Annotated in this window: 10 protein-coding genes; 3 read left to right on the top strand and 7 right to left on the bottom strand. The window is 66.4% G+C overall.

Annotated features, from left to right (window positions below; all coding sequences use genetic code 11):
- On the top strand, positions 1–204 hold a 204-nt coding region (locus HTV45_RS32505), incomplete at its 5' end, for an integrase core domain-containing protein (protein ID WP_215209494.1).
- 256 nt (positions 205–460) lie between these two features.
- Here HTV45_RS32505 and HTV45_RS32500 read toward each other — a convergent pair.
- From HTV45_RS32500 to HTV45_RS32480, 5 genes are all read right to left on the bottom strand, one after another.
- On the bottom strand, positions 461–3,787 hold the full coding sequence (locus HTV45_RS32500) for a class I SAM-dependent DNA methyltransferase (RefSeq protein WP_308309812.1): 3,327 nt from the start codon (positions 3,785–3,787) through the stop codon (positions 461–463).
- A gap of 580 nt (positions 3,788–4,367) precedes the next feature.
- Entirely contained in the window at positions 4,368–9,608 is a 5,241-nt protein-coding gene (locus tag HTV45_RS32495) for a serine protease (RefSeq protein WP_215209492.1), read from the bottom strand.
- A complete protein-coding gene (locus tag HTV45_RS32490; protein ID WP_215209491.1) occupies positions 9,580–9,963 on the bottom strand; it encodes a CU044_2847 family protein in 384 nt (127 codons plus the stop codon). Before HTV45_RS32490 ends, HTV45_RS32495 begins: the two co-directional genes overlap by 29 nt.
- Before the next feature lie 70 nt (positions 9,964–10,033).
- On the bottom strand, positions 10,034–10,609 hold the full coding sequence (locus HTV45_RS32485) for a hypothetical protein (protein WP_215209490.1): 576 nt from the start codon (positions 10,607–10,609) through the stop codon (positions 10,034–10,036).
- 693 nt (positions 10,610–11,302) lie between these two features.
- Positions 11,303–11,740, bottom strand: coding sequence for an ATP-binding protein (locus HTV45_RS32480; protein WP_215209489.1), 438 nt, complete (start codon positions 11,738–11,740; stop codon positions 11,303–11,305).
- Between the two features lie 264 nt (positions 11,741–12,004).
- Here HTV45_RS32480 and HTV45_RS32475 point away from each other — a divergent pair, with 264 nt between their 5' ends.
- Positions 12,005–12,781 carry a GntR family transcriptional regulator gene (locus tag HTV45_RS32475; RefSeq protein ID WP_215209488.1) on the top strand — a complete coding sequence of 259 codons (777 nt, stop codon included), beginning with the start codon at positions 12,005–12,007 and terminating at the stop codon, positions 12,779–12,781.
- Positions 12,782–12,791: 10 nt separating this feature from the next.
- Here HTV45_RS32475 and HTV45_RS32470 read toward each other — a convergent pair whose 3' ends face one another.
- The gene (locus HTV45_RS32470) at positions 12,792–13,679 is read right to left on the bottom strand and encodes an IS481 family transposase (protein ID WP_308309811.1); all 888 of its coding nucleotides are present in this window, start codon (positions 13,677–13,679) and stop codon (positions 12,792–12,794) included.
- Positions 13,680–15,429: 1,750 nt separating this feature from the next.
- On the opposite strand from HTV45_RS32470, the gene HTV45_RS32465 reads away from it, so the two are divergent.
- Positions 15,430–15,963, top strand: coding sequence for a CbrC family protein (locus tag HTV45_RS32465; protein ID WP_215209487.1), 534 nt, complete (start codon positions 15,430–15,432; stop codon positions 15,961–15,963).
- Here the strand turns inward: HTV45_RS32465 and HTV45_RS32460 are convergent.
- Positions 15,945–16,777, bottom strand: a protein-coding gene (locus tag HTV45_RS32460; RefSeq protein ID WP_308309810.1) for an IS5 family transposase whose coding sequence is annotated in 2 segments (ribosomal slippage) — positions 15,945–16,433 and positions 16,436–16,777 — 831 coding nt in all. Because the reading frame shifts where the segments join, the coding sequence is not laid out codon by codon here. The two genes, HTV45_RS32465 and HTV45_RS32460, sit on opposite strands and share 19 nt — an antisense overlap.
- Positions 16,778–18,024 lie beyond the last annotated feature (1,247 nt).

Raw genomic sequence — 18,024 nt, 5'->3', positions numbered from 1 at the left:
CCGCAGACCAACGGCAAGGTCGAACGCTTCAACCGCACCCTGCTCGACGAATGGGCCTACGCCCGCCCCTACCGCTCGGAGACCGAACGACGCGAAGCGTTCCCCGGCTGGCTGCACACCTACAATCACCACCGCGGACACACCGCGCTCAAGGGCCAACCACCCGCCAGCCGCGTCCCCAACCTCACAGGGCAATACACCTAGGCGAAACGCCCACTCCGCCGCGCTGCACAGCTGGGCAGCCGAGCGGGACGCTAGCGATACCTAGCAGCCCCCGGCGAACGGCCCGGTACGCGAGATGATCACGCACACAGGAGCAGGGCCGAGAGTGGAGCATGGCCCCCGGCCCAGTGCCCGGCATGGTCGGAGTGGAGACGTCCCGGCTGCCGCCGTTGAACAGCGGCTGAGTCGTAGGTGCTGCTGACGAAGCCGCGTGGTGTATTCCGCATTCCCCTCATGCCTAGGCGCTGTGCTGTGGGAACTCATGATCCCTGCCGCAGCGCAGAGTGACCACCCCATTCGTCTTAGTGATCTTGTGCAGCAGGAACAGCTCCCGCGCGTCACACTCCGTGCACACCTCAGCCCGTGCAATGGGCCACAACGCCAATGGCTCAGCAGTTGAGGGGCTCTGCACATAGATGCGGTTCGGGTCGAGGGTGCCTGGATGGGGGCGTTCGAAGGTCTCCCAGTCAGGATGGCTGCCCCGCAGGCGCCGCCCGATCAGGGTGAATCCTCCGTTTCCGGTGTACGCGCACGTGTCGACCAGGTCCCAGTGGAGGCCAGACAGCCATCCCACTGATTCCAGGGTCGCCACGACTACCGGCTCCAGAGCGTTGACCTCCCGCTCCAGCTCGTGCTCCGGCTGCACCCTGCTCGCGTGACTGGAGTCGTTCCTCGTCCCGCGCAGTTGGTCTAGCAGATCAAACACCCCATCGGGCTCCAGGGCCCCTTCCAGCTCCGGAAGTTCGGGGATGGGCCCGTCCTTGACCAGGTCTGAAATCTGACTCTGCCACGTCCAGAAGGTTGCTCCACCACCCTTCTTAAAGGGGCCGCGCAGAGCGTCGTCGAAGCTCTGTCGACGGTGGGTCCGGACCGCGAGGGCGAGCACACCGACACAGCGCGCCACGCTCTCCGCAAGCTTGAGCAAGGCGTCCTTGCGTTGGGCGAGTGTCGTAGCGATGCGATACTGCCGGGCCAGTGCTGCCACGTGGTACGGGTAGCTCCACTCGGCCCGCCATACCGGGTCCCCGAGCGGCTGGACGAGCTCCCCAATGATGCGAGCCTCGTACGCCGAAGCCCTGGCGGTGCGGCGCATCTCGTCGAGGCCGGCCTGCGGGTCACGGAACAGGTTCGGCAGGATCCTGGAGGTGGTGCGGGCGAGAACTTCCTTGCCACCGTCGAGGTCGTCCAGGAGCGAGTTGAACTCGGGGTCCCTGATGAGCTCGACGGGCACAGGCGAGTTCATGGAGACGCGGGGATGCGCGCCGGCCTCTTCGCCTGCGCGCGTCCGCAGCCACTCGCACAGAGCGCGCCCGCTGTTGCCTAGGGGACGCAGGACTGTCAGCTGTGTTACCGCGTCCCCAAAGTCCGGCGGTAGCAGGCGCCAGTTGCCCGCCTGCCCCACCACGTCTCCGCCGGTGCAGACGGCCAGAGCCTGCCCCGTCCCTGTTGCTTCCGGAAGATCCGCTGCGGTGACGGCCGTTTGGAGGTCGATCCCGCGCAACAGGGGCAGGCCCTCCGTCGCTCTCTGGCCGAGCCAGCGGCTTATACGCCGCGCCACCGTGGAGAGGGGGCCAAAGCCGGTGCCGGGCCCGCTTACCAGGAAAGGAGCTTGGGGCAGCGCACACCCGATCTTCATGCTGTTCCAGTCGGGCCATACGTCCGGCTGCTCGGGAGCTATCTCGCGCTGCACGAATTCCGCGACGTCCTGCTCTAGGGGTACGCGCACTCTGTGGGCCAGGTCGGGGTCCGGAAGCGTGTGCCCCCGCTCGTCGGTCTGGACCTCGCCTTCCGGGTCCGAGACGGCCGCGGCCTTGCGTACGCGGCTCCACAGTGAGCGCGGAAGCTCGGTCGACAGGCCCGCGTTCTTCAGCGCCGCCGAGAAGGCACTCTCAAATGCGGCCCGGGTGAGCCAGGTCTCACCGGTCACCGCGCGCAGTGCGCGCAACAGGGCCGGCGCTTCGTCGAAACGCGTCAGCATTCTCGACGACTCGACGTCGGCGACGATGTCGGCGCTCACGGTGAAGTGCTGCCGCAACGGCCGGTCGACCGTGACCTCTTGGTAGACGAGGTCTTCGGCATCGAGCAGCAATGCCCCGTCCTCGCTGCCAACTTCCTGGCTCCCCTCCGACACAACGCCGTAGGCCGCCTCGTACCGCTCCGCTATCCGGGCGATGTGCTGGTCCGTCAGGTAGTGGCGCTTCCCGCCCAGCGGCCTGCGCAGTGTCGCGGAGTGTCCGCGCGCGTCCAGCGCTATGACCGTGCCTCGCAGTTGGGGCGGCTTGCGGTTGGACAGCAGCCATACGTACATCGGAACGCCGAAGTTCGGCAGCAGGTGTGCGGGAAGGGCGACCACACCCTCCAGCAGGTCGTTCTCCAGTAGCCACCGTCGGATTTCCGACTCGCCAGAACCAGCGCCTCCACTCTGCAGGGACGACGCGGTGAACAGAATGGCGGCTCGGGCACCCCCCTTGTCTTTGGGCCGCATATGAGCAACGAGATGTTGAACGAAGAGCAAGGAGCTGTCGTTGACACGGGGCAACCCTGCGCCGAAACGCCCGGCGAATCCCAGCTCCGTGGCCTCGCGCTTCACTTCATCGTGCTGTCGCTTCCAATCGAGGCCGTTCGGAGGGGCCGCCAGCAGATAGTCGAACGTCTCGCCTCGGTGCCGGTCATCTGTGAGGACGTCTCCGTGCGAGATGCCTGCCGGATCCGCGCCTCTCATCATCCGTAGGGAGCGAGCTATTGCGTAGGTTTCCAGATTGATCTCCTGACCGGAGACCGACATTTTGGAAGAGCTTCCCAGCTCATGCAGGAAGCCTTCGACGGCGGAGAACATACCGCCGGTACCACAGCACGGGTCGTAGACGGTGATCGAGGTTCCTGACGGGGTCAGCGCTGCCGCGTCCGGGCCAAGCAACAGACGGGCGGTCAACACACTCACGTCCTGCGGGCTCGTGTGCTCAGCCGTGGTCTCCGGCGACGCTTCGGTGAAGCGCCGGACGAGTTCCTCGTACTCCCGCCCCATCTCCTGGTTGGAAACGGTGGCGAGGCTCAGATCCAGCTCAGCGAACCGTGACGCCACTTGCCGCAGCACCCCCGCATCCGCCAACTGCCGGACACTGCTCGGAAATTCGAACGACCCCAGCACATCGACAACTGCAGCCGGAAAATCCCGTACGAACCGCTCCACCGACTCAGCCAGAAGCAGCTCGGCAACTGGTGAAGCCTCGTCGTCCACCGCCAGCAGAAGTCCGGCAAGGCCATCCGGGGCATCTGGGAGGCCGGTGTTCTCACCCGACCCGCCCCTCGCCCCGCCCGCAGCCGCGGGGTTGCTCTCCCCTCGAACCACGGGCACCTGTGTGTCGCCGGCGGCCACGGTGCCCGCGCCATCGTTCACCAGGTCACCTGTACTCTCGCCCGCAGTCTCGGCCAACCGCCAGTCCGCTTCGTTCCGGCGCAGGCAGTCCATGCGGCGCAACACGGTGAAAGGCAAAACCACCCTTCCGTACTGGCTCCCCTTCAAGTCGCCCCGAAGCAAATCTGTCACGGACCAGATGAAGTCCACCCGTGCGCGGTTCCCGTCCCCGGCCACTCGCCCTCCCCATCCCAGCGGCCCTTGCCGCCCGAGAGTCGCTAATCATTTCATCCGGTGGCGCGTCCGTAAGTTCGTCTCGGACCGTCCGGTGCGACAGAAGCTGAACCCGTCCCGCTACACGGCGACCTCAACCGGGTCGATGGCGATGACATCCGATGACAGGCTGCGTTGTCGCAGGCTCAAACAACGTCGTGGGGCCTTCTGCCGGGGTCGCCGCTGGTGGTGGCGTCACGGGGCACACCTCGCCACGATGTGGACAGAAGCCTCAGCAGTTGACGCGCCCTCAAGGGCACATCCAGGGCACATGAGCCTGGGAAACAGCGTTGACCCGTGAGAACTACGGAGATGTGTTCTCGCAGGTCAACGCACATTTCAGCGAGAAACCCCAGGTCACCACCCCGCCACTTCCAATCGCTGCACAAGTGACAGGGCCGTCTGACACGTGCCGTGCCGGGCGGACCGCTGGCCGCTCCTCGGGTGCCCCTGGACCAGAACGAATTCGACACGCATTAGGGCCGGAAGCCTATGAGCTCTCCGTCGGTCGGGAAGTTCAGCTCCACCAACCGCCAACGGTATACATCGCCTTGAGGAACGCCCGGGGTACGCCGCCGTTGTCCGGAAGGAGCGCGGCCCCCACGGTCGCCAACAGTGCCATGTCCCTAACGACGAGCGGCCGAGGCATCCGAGACAGCTCCCGAAGGGCGCGGTCCAGGACCGTCACATCTACGGTGCCAGACGCGATCCCATCCCGCAGGGCCGGCACGTGCGCCCGCAGAACCCTCTGCCGCCCGTCCGGCGGACGGATTCCGACGATCGCATCCAGCGTCCTTACCACTGCGTCCGGCCACCCCACGGCACTCTGTGCAATGGGCATAAGGGCGGCCGCACGGCCTTGGTCCTGCACGATCGTCCCTGCCGCGTCTAGGGCGGAGGCGAGGAGGGCACCGCGCAGCGGGGCGCGGGCATGACGGGCGAGGGCGCACAGCAGGGCGATCCGTGTTTCGGAGTCATCCACCGCTTCCACAAAGGCGCGGAGCTGGGAAACTCTGAGATTGTCCACATCCGGGAGGTTCTGCTGGAGCAGGCCGAGCAGTCCGTCGGTCGAGTCCCCCAGCGCAAGATCCGCTCGCACCGCTCTCAGCACCTCCGTCCACAGCCGCTCCGGCGTGTGTCGCCCGGCCGCTGTGGCCAGCGCCCCGAGCGCGGTGAGGCGGTGCTGGGGGGACTCGATGCTGAGGACCGTCTGCTCGGCGTCCCCTAGGAGTTCCGTGGGCAGATCCACGATGAACGGTGTCAACTCCTCCGGTTCCAAAGCCTTCCGCTGAAGCAGGAAGCGCACGATCCTGCCCCGATCCCGAGCCGACAGCCGGTCCAGGACCTTGCGCCGCTCCGACGGCTTTCGGTGTGCGAGTGCCACGGCGGCCGCGTCGAGCAGGTGGTCACGATCAACGTCGTTCACGAGCCGGGCCAGGTCGATGAGTGGGGTCGGCCCCACCCCCGGGCCACCCACCAGTGCGGTGTCCGTCAACAGCTTCAAGAAGGACGTGAAACGCTCGGTGTCGACATGCTGGCGCACCGCCATAGTGGCGGCGACGCGGGCAGGGAAGGGCAACTCCTGTGCGTGGCGCAGGACGTCCTCGACCTGGTCGGCGCCAACCACGGGCATCAGTGCCCGGATCCTGGCCAAGGTGGGGTTGCGGCCGAGTGCGTCGCCCAGCAACAAGGCCCGTGCCTCCGGTGCCAGTAGGGGGAACACTTTGGCCACTTCCTCGGCCAAGACGTGCTGAAAACGATTCGCGTCCTCGGGAGGGACGATCTCAAGGGCCCGCACCTGGCTCACCGCGTCCACGACCCGCCCTGCCGGGAGCCGAGACACCAAGGGGGCCAACAGCCAGGGCCGAAGCCACGGTTGGGCCTCGTCCGCGATGTTCCACAGCAGCGCGGCAAGGTCCTCGGAAAGCCGGTGCGGAAGGGTACCGAACAATGCCTCCACCGCAGCCGACAGCTCCGCCGACCAGCTAATGAATGGCGGACCCTCGACGATGGCGACCAACAGCGGAACGACGCACTCGCGGATCACGCGCTCTTTGTCTACGGCCGTTGACAGCATGCCAGCCAATACGCGATCTCCGCCGAGCATGGCCAGCCGGTACTCGACGCGCGTGATCCGCTCCAGGGTCCTGCGCTGCTCGATATCGACCCGGTGCCGCAATTCGAGCGGGAGCGGGAGCTGTGCCAGTCGTTGCAGTGCGGTGGCACGGATCTTGGTGTTCTGCTGAGCAAGTGCCTCCGTCAGCGCGTACCGTCCCAGCTCGCCACGGTGCCGCTCCGGCGCTCGTTGAACGCAGATCATGAGGGCTTGCAGTCGGGCGTCATCATCTGCAATGCGCGCCACCCGCGCCGTTGCGCCCGAGACGGCCGCATCCGCCAGGGGCACCTTGCCGCCGAGAAAGGACAATACTTCGCCGTCGCTGAGCCGACCCGGACGGAATACGAGATCGCACTCGAGGTCCGCGAGGATCTGCTCGGAGGGGTTCGTGGCCACGTCGCTCAGCAACTCAGCCCTAGCGTGCGCGTCGTCGATCAACTGGGCGCAGTCCAGCGCCTCGCGGAGCAAGACGTCGGCAGCCTCGCCGCGGTGGCAGGCGGCCAGGGCGGTGAGCGCTGCGGCTCTGACGGGCCGGTCCAGGTCGCGTGCACGTCCCAGGAGCCGCAGGACGGCGTCCGAGGTCTCGCCGTGCCCCTCCGCAGCAAGCAGGTGGGCGTGAAACAGCAATGACTCAATCCGGTCGTCACCGCCCCGCACCTCCAGGTCGCCACACAAACGCCGTCGGACCGATCCGGGAAGAGCGGCCACGAGCTCTTCCGAGTCCGCCGGCGGGGTGTTCCGCAGATCGTCGTAGATAGCGGACGGCAGGGAGGCTACGGACCTCTCAAGCCAAGGCCGGGCATCAATGAGGAGGCTGTGCCGGACTTGCGGAGTAACGTGTACAAGCTCCGACAGCAGGTCGTCACGCTTCTCGGGAGCGGCGAACTCCGCCAGGGCGAACCGTGCCCGCACATTGTGGCTGACGCTCGCCACTTCCTCCTGTCGGCCGCGCGCCTCCTCGACCGCCGCCCGTGCCTCCACCTTCGAAAGGTGCCGGGCGAGGGCGCAGAGAGACCGGATCGCAATCAGGGGATCCGGCGTCCGCCGCGCCAGCCGAACCGCCCGTGGCAGCAGGTTCTCCGGCAGATGGCTGGCCATCAGCACCAGCGCACGGCCGCGCCGCACGCCGTCCTCGTCGGCCGCGCAGGAGTCGAGGGCCTCCCCTGCCAGTGCCAGTCGTTCGTCCCACGGCAGACGGACGCTCAGAGCCGCCAGGGCGATCGCCCGCGGGCAAGAAGCCTCCAACGACCGCGCGACAGTCACAGCGCGCCGGGCGGACTGCTCGTGCAGGTAAGGGCTCAGCCCGGCCAGCGTGGCAGACCGGCGGGCCGTGGCCCGCACGGTGGCCGCGACTGCCACGCACTCGTCGAGCCATTCGGGTCCGACAACTTCAGCCAGTCGCACCACTGCGGCGGAGCGCCGATGCTCATAAGTCATGCGGCGGCACAGCGCCAGCGCTTGCGCGGGCGGAAGGATGCCCGCCCTCGCAGCCATGTCCACCAGGGCCACAGGAATTCCGTCGCTTCGGGCCGCGACGCTCGCACGGGCGAGGGCGCTAAGGAAGCGCACCTCGAACGCCCGCTCATCACACCGTGCTTCAGCGCGTCGCCAGGCCCGCTCACTGTCGTTCAGGAATGTGCTGTCGCCGCCCTCCAGCGCCTGACAGGCTCGCAGCCAGCCGCCGTCAACGAGGGCGTAGAGGTCTTCGTCGGGAGCCTGTGCTCGTTCAAGGTGCGCACCGTGAAAACGGACAGCGTACGGCGGGACGGCGGTCGTTCCCTCCCGAGCCTGCGCCAACGCGCGCCTGCCATGAGCGAGAAACCGTTCGTCCCAGGCATCTCGTTCGACCTGTCCCATCAGCTCCCGGAAGTACATGCCGAGTCGGGGGTGGGAGTAGACGAAGCCCGTGTCCCTGCCGTCGCCGATGACGAAGCGTCCTACCTCGCTGGTCAGGGCGCGCAGCCTCAGCCACGACAACGGCCGGGGCATGATGCCCGTTAGGTCGTCGTGGCCGAGCGGGCCGAGCGCACAGGCCAGGACGTTCAGGAAGTCCTCAAGATCCTGCCGTTCCGCAGTCGGGTTGCGGTTCCGGTCCCGCCACTGTCGTTCCTGCTCATCCCACCAGCGACTGAAGTACCCCTCCAGCCCCGTGCTGATCGACGGCAGTTCGTCCGCGTTGATTGCCGCGGCACGCTCGCCGTAGGGCAACAGCGCCTCGACGTAGAGCCGGACCAGCAGGGGATCCCCCTCGCTGAGCCGGTACAGCTCGCTGACGACGTCCACCTTGGTCGCCAGGCCGGCGAGGGGATCGCCCATGGCGTGCAGTACCTGGCGGACGCCGTCCCGGTCCATGGGTGGCAGGGGCAGGCTGACGGCCAGGGAGTCCCAGTTCAGGCGGGCCAGCCAGCCCCGGTCGTCCGTGCCACCGGCCAGATGTCGGGCCGACGCCAGCACCCGTACGCCCCGCCCGGGCGCGGCAGGGAAGAGGTCAGGGCCCGGCTGCCAGTCGGTTGCTTCGTCGAGGCCGTCCATCACAACCAACAGGGGACGCCCGTCGGGAGGCGGGCGTCGCAGGTAGCCAAGGCATGTCTCCTTCCACTGCTCAGCCGACATATCCGTGGCGCCGGGCGGCTCTCCATACACCTCGCCCAGCCTGGTCGCCAACGCCGGAAACACCACGCCCGCCTGGGCAGTGTTGAAGCGGATACTCACCGGGACGACGACCACGTGCGCCCGTTCCTGGCGCATCACCTCTCGGGCCCAGCGCACCAGCAGCGCCGACTTGCCGCGGCCGGCCTCTGCCGCAACAAGTGCGTAGGGTGCCGCCTGCGGATCAGCTAGCCATGCGGTAAGCATGTTCATCTGCAGGTCCCGGCCGCCGAAGGGCACGGGGGCGCCGTCCCGACCCAGATACTCCACCAGGAAGTTCTCGATCCGGCCCGCGTAGCTGGCGCTGAACGCTGTCAACCCGGCGAGCAGCGGGGACACGGCGTCAGCGGCCTCTCGCCAGCGGCGGTCCCCATGGTGGAAGGCGTCGTGCGCGGCGACCACCTCCGGGTGCAGTTCACGTAGCAGTCCAACGGGCACTCCCCAACCACCGGTCGGCAGGGCGGGGTCACGCGTCGTCTTGAGCACTCCGCACACGCCCATGGTGCGCAGATTGAGCAGCGGTCCCCCACTCATGCCAGGCACCGCCTGACCACCCGCGAGCTTGAGCAGGCCGCCGCCCACCTCATGAACGCCTTCGTAGGTGAAGGTGACCGGTTCCACCTGCGCGTCATCCCGGGACCAGGTTCGGGTGTATCCACACCCGTGCACGCGGTCCTCCCAGCGCGGTTCGTCGAGGTCGAGCCGCACACAAGGGTGACCGCTGCGCTCGACTGCCAGAACAGCCAGGTCCGGGTAGGGGTACGGACCGGGGGCCGACCGACCATTGGGAGTTGGATGTACGGCGATGAGCCGGGCCCGTGCTCCCCCTCCCTGCCACTCTGCCCTCAGTAGTTGCCCGGCTTCCGCACCGCTCACGACGTGGGCGCAGGTCAACACCGTGCCGGGAGCCACGAAGAAGCCGGTGCCGCCCGCCGCCCCGGAACCGCTGATCCGGACGAGGCAGTCAGTCAGAAGTCGTCTGATCCCCGACATTCCTGGCGCCACTTTCCCACTCCAACGTGACCTTCAAGGACGCCTTGCTCCCGCTGTCCACGAAGACACTCACCAGGCTGCCCCCCTTCACCCCCAGCTCGAGACCGAACTCGACCGTGGCCTTGGAGGGTTTGATCCTCTCCAGGCTATCGACGATCACCGAGCCCACGCCCTGCAGCGCCTCACCAACGACATCGAAGGACAACAACCGGTCGAGCCCGACATCCTGCGGCCCTCCTGGAAGGGTCGCGTCAAACTGTTGGACCCTGGCCATCATCAGCTTCCCGTTGGGAAGTTCGACGTCCACTGTTTTCTCTTCGCCCACTCCGTGCCCTCTCACCAGCGTGTGCAGCAAGTGTGGCCTCTCCGCGCCTGGTTGGCCACCAAAAGGCAAGGGTGTGGCTCTCCTTGAGGGACGTTCCTGATCAGGCCGTGAGGTCGTAGTTGTTAGAGAGAAGAGCCTTTACCTTCCGCGAGTTCGCCGATTCCCCGCCCGACCCCGGATGAGCGGGGGCGAACCGTCCGGGCTGGTCCTCGATCAGCCAGCCCCGTTCGACCAGCCGTTTCAGCTTCCCCCGCGTCCCTTCGATCTTCGCGGTCACCGCGGGCAGCCCGATCCGGGGCACGATCTGCTTGGCCTGCATCGGCCCCGACGCGTCCGTGATCACCTCCACGATGTCCCGGTACACATCCGGCAGAACGTCCGTCGTGAGACCTTCCCGCCAGTGCGGCACCATGATCGTCCCCACCACCCGCACTTCGGGCTCCACCGGCACCTGCGCCGCCACCGGCTCCCGCAACGGCGCAGTCTCGGCCACGTCCTGCCCGGACAGCTCGGTGAGCACCTGGGCCACCGTCTCTCGCGTCACCCGCAGCCGCGACCACACCTCACGCTCACCCGCCAGCCGTGAGGTCAACTCGGCCATCTCCGCCTCGAGTTCCTCCACCCGGACACGGGCAGCCGCCTCCCGCGTCTCCAACTCCTCGATCAACGACACCATCGACGCCCCCTACTTCACCCGCCACAGTAGAAGGACGCCTACCCCGCCTACACCGTCAACCAGCGTTCTCCCAGCTCAAGGGCTTCCCTGGAGGAGAGCTACACCCAAAAGGCAAACAGAGAGCTGGCACCTCCGCCGGGAGACTCCTGCTGGACCGCCGCAGCCGCCTCGATAGGGGTAGAGGCCGCACGGAGGGCCCCGGGCTTCGACGGTCGTACGCCTTAGGATCGATTGCTTGCCGGACTCGCAGATCGGAAACCGCGGTGCCCGGGCGCAGGTTGCACGTCCACCCGGCCTTCGAGGCAAGAAGCCGTCCCGCAGCAGCGCCTGCACGAGCAGCCCGTGGCGCATCAGACAGCTATCGGGCAGCACGGATACAGCACACATGGGGCCGGGAAACCCCGTGAACACGCGAGAACTGTAGAGGGGTGTTCTCCCAGTCCAGACATCCTACAGTCGACGTTTTCGCAGGTCACAGCCCCGTCCAGAGAAAACTCCTAAAGCGGGTGTCGCAGGTTCGAATCCTGCCGGGGGCACCAACGCAAAGGCTCCGGACCGATCACGGTCCGGGGCCTTTGACATCCACTTGCGACATCAGCAGGCACGGTCACGGACGGCCGGTCCGCCTCCGTGCAGGCGCGCGTGCTGAAGCTGATGCAGGAGTGCCTGAGGCTGCCCTCACCGTTCGGGGCGTCACGGGGACCAGGCGTCAGCCAACTCGAAGGACACGACCGTTCCGCCGAAGCGGCTCGGCCCGGCGTGCCAGGATGCGGCGATGGAGTCGACCAGGAGCAGTCCACGCCCGTGAGCGTCATCGGCGTCCGGTCGGCGAAGACGCACGCTCGCGGGGAATCCCGGGTTGTGCACCTCGACCCGCAATGAGGTTCCCTCCCTGAACCACTCGACCCGTACGACCCACTCGTCGTCGGACCGCCCGTAGAGCATCGCGTTGGTCACCAGTTCCGAGATCATCAGAACGCAGTCATCGACCGAACAGGCCGGCTGGTACGGGGCGATGAGCTTCCGGAACCAGCGTCGCGCCCGAGGAACGGACTCCGGCGTCGGCTGCAGCACCATCGACCCGAGTCTCGGTGATCCCTCACAGGGATGCCGGTCGATCACAAAGGCCATCTGCACTCTCTCCTCACCGCTGCCCCGCAGGCGCGGAGGCTTTGACCCGGACGCGCGCCGCTGCTCGATGACGGCATGCGGACGCCCCTCACCCAGAGACCAGTCCTCAACATCTCTAGACATCTCCACCTTCCCGAGACATCTCTAGAGATGTCAAGGAATGTGCCCGGAGTCCGCCGGAACGAGGGGCCGCGCGGCTACACGCAGCGAGCCCGCACCCGACCTATGGCCTAAGGTGTCTAGAGAAGCGAGGAGGGTTCCGGAATGGCTGCTACCGACGACCGTCGGCCCAAGTACCAGCGGATCGCTGACTCTTTGCGCGAGGCGATCCAGTCGGGCGAGTACGGTCCCGGTGATCGCCTTCCGGGAGAGAATGACCTCATGACCACGCACGGCGTGGCCCGCATGACAGCCCGGCAGGCACTCGGCGTCCTACGCGACGAGGGCATCGCCGAGGCCCGGAAGGGCGCCGGCGTGTTCGTCCGGGCCTTCCGCCCGATTCGCCGCCACGGCATCCAACGACTGGCACGCGACCAGTGGGGCAACGGCCGCTCCATCTGGTCAGCGGACATCGAGCACAGGGCGCTCGAGGTCGACCGGGTCTCCGTGTCCGAAGAGGTAGCGCCCGAACACGTCAGCTCCGTCCTGCCTCTGGCTGACCAAGAGATGACGTGCGTGAGGCGCCGACGCTTCGTCCTGGACAGCAAGCCGGTCCTGCTCGCAACGAGCTACCTCCCCATGTCCCTGGCAGCCGGGTCCGCCATCACCCAGGAGGACACCGGTCCGGGCGGCACCTACGCCAGGCTCACCGAACTCGGCCACGAGCCGGTGCACTTCCGCGAAGAGATCCGCTCACGCATGCCGTCGAAGGACGAGATGGCACAGCTGAGCATGGCCCCGGGCACCCCGGTCATCCTCATCTGCCGCACCGCTTTCACAGAACAGGGTCGCCCCGTCGAGATCAACGAGATGACACTGGACGCCGCCTCCTACGTCCTGGAATACGACTTCGACGCACCCTCGGCACCAATGTGCCACTGACGTTCATCGATTACGCCTGGGTCGCGGTCTTCTGCTTGAGGCGTTCGTAAGGTGTCTGGCCGCCGAGGCCGCCGTGGGGGCGATGGTAGTTGTAGTAGTCCTCCCACTCGCGCAGCTTGTCGTTGAAGATCTCGGCGTCGTCGATGACGACGCCGTCGAGCAGTCGGTAGAACTCCTCGGCGTCGATGCGGTGGGAGCGTTCGACCTTGCCGTTCAGCCGCGGGGTGCGGGGCTTGATGTAGGTGTGGGCGATGCCCTTGTCGAGCATGTGCCAGTGGAAGGCGGACTGGAACTCCGCGCCGTTGTCGGTCTGGATGACCTCGACCTGGAACGGCAGGCGTTGCAGTACGTAGTCGAGGAACTGGATGGCGGTCTTCTGGTTCAGCTGCGGGTAGATCCGCAGAACGCGCAGGCGGGTGCAGTCGTCGATGGCGGTGAACTGGTAGTACTTGTTACGCCCGCCGCGCCGGCCCTGGGGCGCGGAGGCGAGCGGCTCGATGAACTTCACGTCGATTTGTACCCGGTGGCCGGGCAGTTGCTTCTCGTACCGCTTCCATCTGCGGTCGTGGCGCTTGTAGCGCTGGGAGGCCGGCAGGCGGCCCATGTCCAGGCGGTGGAGGATGCGCCACACGCCTGACTTGCTGATGGTGACGTCGTGGTACCGCTTGAGGTACATGGCGATTTTCTCCGGGCCGAAGTGGTAGTGCTGCCGCAGATAGATGATCTTTCCGACCACCTCGGCGTGGGTCGCGTTCGGCAAGGTCTTGGGCGCCTTGGAGCGGGTCCGCAAGCCCTCGATGCCCTCGGTCTGGTAGCGGCGGTACCAGGTGTCGTACACCTGCCGGCTGATCCCGAAGTAGCGGCAGGACATCGCGACGTTCCCGGTGACTTCTTCCACGTGGCGTATCACCGCCAGGCGCCGCTGGCCTCGCGGTCAAGCGGCGGGGTGGTGGGAGTGGGCTTCGGCAGGTGGATCTCCGTAGTGATCGGAGACCCAGGTGTCAACGATGATCGTCAGTTTTAGAGACCAAGCGCCCCGAGCATGATTCAGAGTCTCTCTACTGGTTCAAGCCCCGGCTGCGCTCCGCTCCGCCGGGCGCGCTTCCCGGCTCCGCTCCGGGCGCCGCTCCTGCCTTCGGCCCGCTCCGCCCGCGCTGCGCCGACGCGCGCCCTGGTAAGGGTTGGCCGACGACAGAAGGTCAGAACACGTCGTGGCTGGGGCGGTCGGCTCCACAGCTTTGGGCAGCCACCATGGGGCGAGCCTCGAAGATCATGGCCCCAACGTCGTGCTTTACCGAGCAGGTCCACAGACTGCCCGACGCGCCGGAAGCTTACGGGGCCATGATCACTCGCCCCATGGCAACTCCCGTCCCAAGCCGCTCCGCCGACCTGGTCGTTTCTGCTCGTGACGTCCATCGCCCTGCACAATGAGGCCAGAGGGAGGGGTATTCGTGACTTGGGTATGTGCGGCGTGGGACTTGGTCTTCGCAGCCGTCTGCGTGATCGTGGCATGCAACCTTCGCGACTCTGCGTGGCGTGTACACGGCTACGCGGCGAATCACATCGGGGTGAGCCGTCTTTTCACCCCCACGACGGTAAGGATCACGTGCGGCGTTCTCGGCGCCATCCTGATCACAGAAGCAGCAGTTCGACTGCGATGACCCGGACGGCCTGTCAAGGGGGCCTGAGTTCCTGACATCAGCGGCTGACACCAACAAGCGCGAACCCCGAGGGTCATCGCCGAACCTCAGCGGCTGGCCAGCAAGGACCCGAAGCGGGTTATAGGTGGCCGCAGCGTCCTCGTGATCGACCTGATAAAGATGAGGCCCGACCGTAAACGCTCTCGGTTGGGCCTCATCCCCGTTGCCCTGCACGACGGAAGACAGGTCTGGACGTCGAACGCTGCGTCAGGCCGCAGGATCGTCTTGGAGCTGTGCTCAGCTCGGCGCTGCCGAGTCTCGCACTGTCCCTCTCCGCGGCCGTCATCTGCAAGGTCCTGGCATCGAGGTTGAACAACGACGACCAGACCATGGAGACGAACGACGAGGAGAACCGTATGGCTGATGAACCTAAGTCGAGCAGAATGAAGCAGTGGGCGAGCGCCCTTTGTGACGTACTGGGAGACCCTGCAGTCGGCTTCGCGGGCGGGGCAGTGTCGAGCTGAGCGCAGCTCCTCTGCTGTACAGCAGCGAAGTACAGCAACCGCAGGAACCGACCTCACTCGACAGCGTCCCTTCAGAGCCGTAGAGCGGCCGGTACGACCGTTCCCGACCGATCCACATAGAGCTACGGATCAGAAGGCGTACCCTGCCGAGTGGTGAGGTCGTCCGCACGGTTAAGGCCGCGACCCGGGGTGCGACAAGGGTCGGCTGCCTCACCACTACCCAGGACCGTGCCACTCTCGTGCCAGAACGCACAGGGAACCACGGGGAGTCAGCAGCAACAACGGGTAACCCACCGGAACTTGTCGCACTGCGGATTCGCGCAGGTCACACCACCGGCCGCCCAACCTCGCTCCTAACAGGCCATCTCATTTGGCTCTGCAGGAAGACTCCGACCTCGCGCTTGATCAAGGACCTGCTCGCAGACAGACTGCTCTTCATGGGATCAGTGGGCAGAGCCACCAGGCTGCGGATCGGAAAGTGCTGATGAGTGCCGACCTGCCCTTCTTCCGTTATCACCCAGATCCCCTCGCGAGCGGGTCCATCCGCGCGTCCACTGAGACGTGCGCCTGCTGCAAGGCCAACAGGGGATGGATCTACACGGCCACCTTCTACACTGCTCAGGACGTCAGCGGACGGTTCTGTCCCTGGTGCATCGCAGATGGCAGTGCGGCCGAACGCTTCGCCGGCGACTTCACCGACTCCTACGGGCTCGTCGGTGTCAGTGAGGACGTCTTGCATGAGGTCACCCGCCGCACTCCTGGCTTCCTCGCCTGGCAGGATCCACACTGGCTCGTCCACTGCCAGGACGCTGCCGCCTTCCTGGGGGAAGTCGGATATGCCGAGCTGGCGGCGCATCCCGAAGCACTCGACCAGTTGCGGACCGACATGCGCCTCGACGGCTGGCACGACGAAAACCGACTCGAACACTTCCTGACCAGCCTGGGCGAGGGGGCAACCGCCATGCTCTTCCGCTGCAACAGCTGCGGAGCCCACCTCGCCTACACCGACGCCTCGTGAGTATCGTCCGTGCTGGTGAGTCTGCGGTAGCAGATAAGGGTGCAGGCGATGCTGGTGAAGGCCAGGAAGTGGCTGGCCTTGCGTTCGTAGCGTCGGTGGAGGCGTCGGCATCCGCCGAGCCAGGCCATGGTGCGTTCGATGGTCCAGCGGTGCCGGCCCAGCCGCTGGCCGGAGTCCGTGCCCTTGCGGGCGATCCGCGGCGTGATGCGCCGGTCGCGTAACCAGCGCCGCAGGCGGTTGCAGTCGTATCCCTTGTCGCCGTGGAGCTTGCCGGGCCTGCGCCGTCGTCTGCCGCGCCGGGAGCGGACAGGCGGGATTCCTTGAACCAGGGGGACAACGGCCTGGCTGTCATGGACGTTGGCACCCGATATGCCGTCGGACAGGGGCAGACCGGTCCGCTCAGTGATCAAGTGAATCTTCGAGCCGTACTCGCCCCGATCCACAGGATTCAGGCCTGTCAGCTCCCCCTTTTCAGGGCCCTCATGTTCACCGAGTCGATCGCGCAGCGGGACCAGTCCAGCTCGCCGCGGGAACCGGGTTCGTCGAGGACCAAGCGGTGGAGCTTGGCCCACACCCGGTTCTTCGACCACTCCGTGAACCGCCGGTGGGCTGTGGCTCCCGACGCCCCGAAAGAAGCGGACGGCAACTGCTGCCACGTACAACCAGACGTCGCGACGAACACGATCGCCGCCGGCACTTCTCGGTCCCCGCGCCGGCGCCTGCCACCACCCTGCGGACGGATCGGCGGCTCCGGCACCACCCGCTGGAACAACTCCCACAAGTCATCCGGCACCAGCCGCTCAACGATCCCCACGTCGACAGACTATCGATCAGGCCAAATGAGATGACCTGTAAAACGGGTGTCACAGGTTCAAACCTGTCGGGCACCAGCCAATAGGCCCCGGACCGAGCAAGGTCCCGGCCTGTCACTTGACAAATTGCACGGCATGCTCCACAAGTTAGGGATTTCGACTGCCGTGCGCCCCCATGACGGTGTACGGGTTGATAGGCGTCGACGATCTTCCCCTTGTAGCAATGCGCGCCTCAAATGTTTAGATATCGCGCCTGGTGAGGGCAGAAATCGCCTTCAACTTGCGCCAGTGCGTGCTCCCGTGCTTCGGACATGCGCCCCGCGCCAGAACGGGGATCTCTCGCGGATGGTGGGTAAGAGTCCCCCGCAACCAACAGGAAGGCCCCGTCTCACTCAGGTCGGAAGCCCGTGAGACGGGGCATGGATTCACGGCACACCAAAGGAGACGAACGTGAACCTCGTTCGGTCCCATTCCCCCTACCTGAGGTGCCCACACCCAGGTTTCGAGCGTTACCGCAATGGATTGAAGATCGTCATTGTGGTGATCATTCTTTACCTCCTCGGAGTCGACCCTGAGTGGGTTGCGTGCTCAGGTGCACTGATCGGTCTCTACTCAGAGATCGAAGCTGCCCAGCAGGCGCCTTCGGCATTGGATCTGTCCCTGCCTTCCGAGGCGGATGGACGGCCTCTAAGGCTCGCCCAGGGCATGTCGCCGCACATGGCAGCCGGTACGGAGCCCTGATCAGGGCGGCGGCCATGCGGTACAGCAGTGGAACGCACACACAGCAACTACAGCCGTCCGCCAACGGCCTCCCGAAGTCGTAACGCAGGCGGTGTGACTCAGCGACCAATCTCTGTAGAGCCACGAGTCAGGAGGCTTCCGACATCCACAACTGACATCAACGACGCCGGGTGGAGGCGTACACCAGCGCCTCTGTCCGGCCGTCGCGCCAGTCGCGGCCGCAGTCAGAGTGGGCCCGGATCGAACTCCTGAAGCGGGTGTCGCAGGTTCGAATCCTGCCGGGGGCACAACGCGTTACGCCGCTGACCTGGGGTTTCCTCCCCAGGGAGGCGCCCTAGTTGTTCTGTCCCGGGAGGTTGTGGACGGGTGAGCCAGGTCTCGGCTGAGGGATCTTGAAGAGGTGAGGGCCTTCCGGTTCGGTGTGGATTGCGACGTCTACACCTGACCGAAAGGCCCTCGTGCCCCACCGTAATGCACCCCTGACCGAGACCGGACGGCTGCGCCTGGC

Source organism: Streptomyces sp. CHD11 (assembly GCF_018638295.1).
Taxonomy (GTDB): Bacteria; Actinomycetota; Actinomycetes; order Streptomycetales; family Streptomycetaceae; genus Streptomyces.
This window is presented reverse-complemented; position numbering and strand designations above follow the sequence as displayed.